The sequence below is a fragment of the Flavobacterium psychrophilum DSM 3660 = ATCC 49418 genome (assembly GCF_002217405.1).
In the GTDB taxonomy this organism is placed as follows: Bacteria; Bacteroidota; Bacteroidia; order Flavobacteriales; family Flavobacteriaceae; genus Flavobacterium; species Flavobacterium psychrophilum.
Genome location: NZ_MUHE01000070.1, coordinates 1 through 3,789 on the forward strand (window position 1 = coordinate 1; position 3,789 = coordinate 3,789).

A 3,789-nucleotide genomic window follows, 5' to 3' on the forward strand; every position below is an offset into this window, starting at 1 on the left:
TTTCGATGTAATATTGAAAAGAAAAAAGCATCAAGAGATTGATGCTTTTTTTTATATATAATTTTTTGTTAATACATACCAATATAGTTGTATAGTGTAACCGAATTGTTATTTTTGTTCGTTGTTAAAAAAGTTCTCTTTAAAAAAATATATAAAGAATGAAAATTAATAAAATAATTGCGTGTTTTGCATTGGCAATAAATTCTTTGGCTTTCGCCCAAAGTGACAAAAAAGAAGTCTTGTTTACCATTGATGATAAACCATATTATACAGATGAGTTTTCACGAGTTTATAACAAGAACATCGATTTAGTAAAAGACGAATCTCAAAAGGATTTGAATAAATACATGGAGCTTTTCGTGGGTTACAAGCTTAAAATTAATAAAGCTAATAAAATAGGATTGCAAAATAATGAAAAGTATATAAATGAGTTAAAATCATACAGAAGCCAGCTGTCTAAAAATTATACCTCAGATACAAAGGTAACAAAAGCACTAATAGAAGAAGGGTATAATCGTTCTCTAAAAGAAATTAGAGCATCTCATATTTTAATCACTGTCGATGAAAACGCTGTGCCAGCAGATACACTAAAAGCATATAACCAAGCAATCGATATTAGAAAAAAAGCATTGGTAGGAGAAAAATTTGAAGACCTTGCAGTTACGTTTTCTCAAGATCCATCATCAAAAGAAAACAAAGGAGATTTGGGTTATTTTTCAGCCTTCAGGATGATTTATCCATTCGAAACAGTAGCTTATAATACAAAAAAAGGTCAAATTTCAATGCCAGTTCGTACAAAATTTGGCTACCATTTAATATATATTACAGATTCTCGTGAAAACCGAGGAGAAATTACGGTAGCACATATCATGATTTTGAAGTCGCCTAAAGCAGAATTAGAGATTACTACAACTGAAAAAGCAAAAGCCACAATTCAAGATATTTATACCAAGCTAAAACAAGGTGAAAACTTCGAAAGTCTAGCAAGTCAGTTTTCTCAGGACAAAAATTCAGCTCCAAAAGGAGGGTTGTTGCCACGTTTTGCTTCAGGACAATTAAGCTCGGAAGAATTCGAAAACGCAGCTTTTGCCCTTACAAAACCAAATGAATATTCTGCACCATTCGAGAGCCAATTTGGCTGGCATATTGTAAAGTTGGTTGAAAAACAACCCATAAAAAAACTTAGCGAAATGGAGAAAGAGTTAGACGAAAAAATCAGAAAAGACGATCGTTCTCGACTCATAACAAATTCACTTACCAACAAACTTCGTAAAAAATACACTATTGTCAGAAATGAGAAGTTGTATGCACAAATAAAAACATTAGTTACAGATAAAATTTATGTTAGTCAATGGAAGCTCCCAGCTAATTTGAAAGATTATGATAGTAACTTATTTAAAATTGAGAATAAAAGCATAACAGGAACTCAATTTTTATCAATTTTAGAAGCACAACAAAAATCTGACTTAAAAATTAAACCCGTTGGAAAGTTAGTCGATTTTGTATATCAAAATTTTGTAGATGCACAAATGACTGATTATTATAATGATAATCTAGAAAAAGAGTTTCCAGATTTTGCAAATGTTATCGAAGAATATCGTGATGGATTATTACTTTTCGATTTGATGGAAAAAGAAATTTGGGAAAAAGCAAAGCAAGATACTTTAGCTCTAAAAAAATACTACAATGCTAATAAATTACAATACCAATGGAAAAATAGAGCCGAGGTATTAGTAGCGTCATCTACTAAAGAAGGTGTCGCAAAAGAAGCAAGAAAGCTCTTGAATAAAGACCAAACAGATGATTTTATTAAAACAACTCTTAATACAAAAGAGGTTGTAAATGTGATGATAAAGAAAGAAAATTACGAAGAAGGGGCAGAAAATTTCCCTAAAAAGGTTGAATTTAAAACAGGAGTTTCGGAAATTTATAAAGACGGCGAGTTTTATTTCGTAAATAAAGTTTCAAAAATAATACCAGCTTCTGTTAAAACGTTCGATGAAGCTCACGGAAGAGTCGTAAATGATTACCAACAATACCTCGAGGATAATTGGGTAAGCAATTTAAAAAAAGAGTTTAAAGTAAATATAAATCAAGAAGTTTTTGAAAGAATGAAAGCTTCGATGAAAAAATAATTAATGGCAATAAATAATTTTAAAATGAACATAATAAGTAGTAAGTTAAGTTTTATAATAGCGCTTTTAGCTATTTCGTTAGGAGTTTCCGCTCAAGAGAAAAAGCAAAAAGTAGATGGCGTTATCGCAGTGGTTGGAAATTATGTTATTTTAGATTCAGATATAGACAAAACAACACTAGAGCTTAAACAACAAGGTGTAAATGTGAAAGATGTTACACGTTGTCAGTTGTTAGGTAAGCTCCTAGAAGACAAATTATATGCACACCATGCAATTCAGGACAGTATCGTTATAGAAGACAAAGAAGTAAATTCGAAACTAGACGAGCAAGTGAGTTATATGGTAGAACAATTAGGTTCTATGGATAAAGTAATACAGTATTTCAAGAAATCTAACGAACAAGATTTTAGAACTGAATTGTTTGATATTATCAAAATAAATAAGCTAACTGCTGAAATGCAAAAGAAAGTTGTCGATGCAGTAATTATTACGCCAGAAGAAGTTCGTAACTTTTTTAAAGCCATTCCTAAAGCAGATTTACCTGTTTTTGGAGCAGAAATGGAAGTAGCGCAAATAGTAGTAAAACCAACTGTTTCTCAAGAAGCAAAACAAAAAGTAATAGACCAGCTAAAAGCCATCAAAAAAGAAGTGCAAGAAGGGTCTAGTTTCTTCGGGAAAGCAGTGTTATATTCAGAAGATAAAGGCTCGAGTTCTAATGGTGGATATTACAAAATGGATAGAAGAACCCAATTTGTAAAAGAATTTAAAGATGTAGCTTTTGGTTTAAAAGAAGGAGAAATTTCAGAACCATTTCTAACAGATTTTGGATACCACATTATTTACTTAGAAAAAATTAGAGGACAAGAAGTAGATTTGCGTCACATTGTAATTTCGCCAAAAGTTTCAGACGAAGCCTTAAAAGTGTCGAAAGAAAAAATAGAACTTATTCGAAAAAGAATTTTAGATAAAGAAATTACCTTTTCAGATGCTGCCCGTACCATGTCAGACGAAAAAGAAACCCGCAACGATGGTGGTGTTTTAACCAATCCTAAAACACAAGATACCCGTTTCGAACTCACAAAGATGGATCCAGCTTTGTATAGCCAAGTTTCAAATCTAAAAGACAATCAGATTTCAAACCCTATTATTGACGAAGATCGTACAGGAGGGAAGTTTTACAAAATTGTAACCGTAACAAATCGTTACGACGAGCATACTGCCGATTATTCTAAAGACTATATTCGTCTAAAAGAATTAGCACTAAAAGAAAAACAAATTAAAGCCATTGCAAAATGGTCTGAAGAAAAAATTAAAGAAACTCATATTAAGATTAATGGTGAATATCGTGATTGTGTATTTACAAACAATTGGTTAAAAAAATAATACATCTAATTTTTTTAAATAAAAATGGTTTGGGTTTTCCAAGCCATTTTTGTTTTCGCTTTCATTTTAAATGAATTTATAGCTTCAATTGTAGCAAAAAGTTACGAACAGTTAGCTTATTTGAGGTTTAGTTCGATGCGCTTCATTTTATAATAATACGGTGTTAATTTTGAAAACACTATAATATTAGGATTTCTCATTCCGTTAAACAGAATGAAATAATGATACTAATTTAGCTTTAAAAATGCTGGAATATTTATTGAGGATGTTG

The 3,789-nt window shown here is 31.0% G+C and carries 2 protein-coding genes; both read left to right on the plus strand.

The window, feature by feature from the left end:
• The first annotated feature begins 158 nt into the window (after positions 1–158).
• The gene (locus B0A57_RS11820) at positions 159–2,135 is read left to right on the plus strand and encodes a peptidylprolyl isomerase (RefSeq protein WP_034097493.1); all 1,977 of its coding nucleotides are present in this window, start codon (positions 159–161) and stop codon (positions 2,133–2,135) included.
• 24 nt (positions 2,136–2,159) lie between these two features.
• Positions 2,160–3,518, plus strand: a complete 1,359-nt coding sequence (locus B0A57_RS11825) for a peptidylprolyl isomerase (RefSeq protein WP_227029066.1) — start codon at positions 2,160–2,162, stop codon at positions 3,516–3,518.
• Positions 3,519–3,789: the final 271 nt, after the last annotated feature.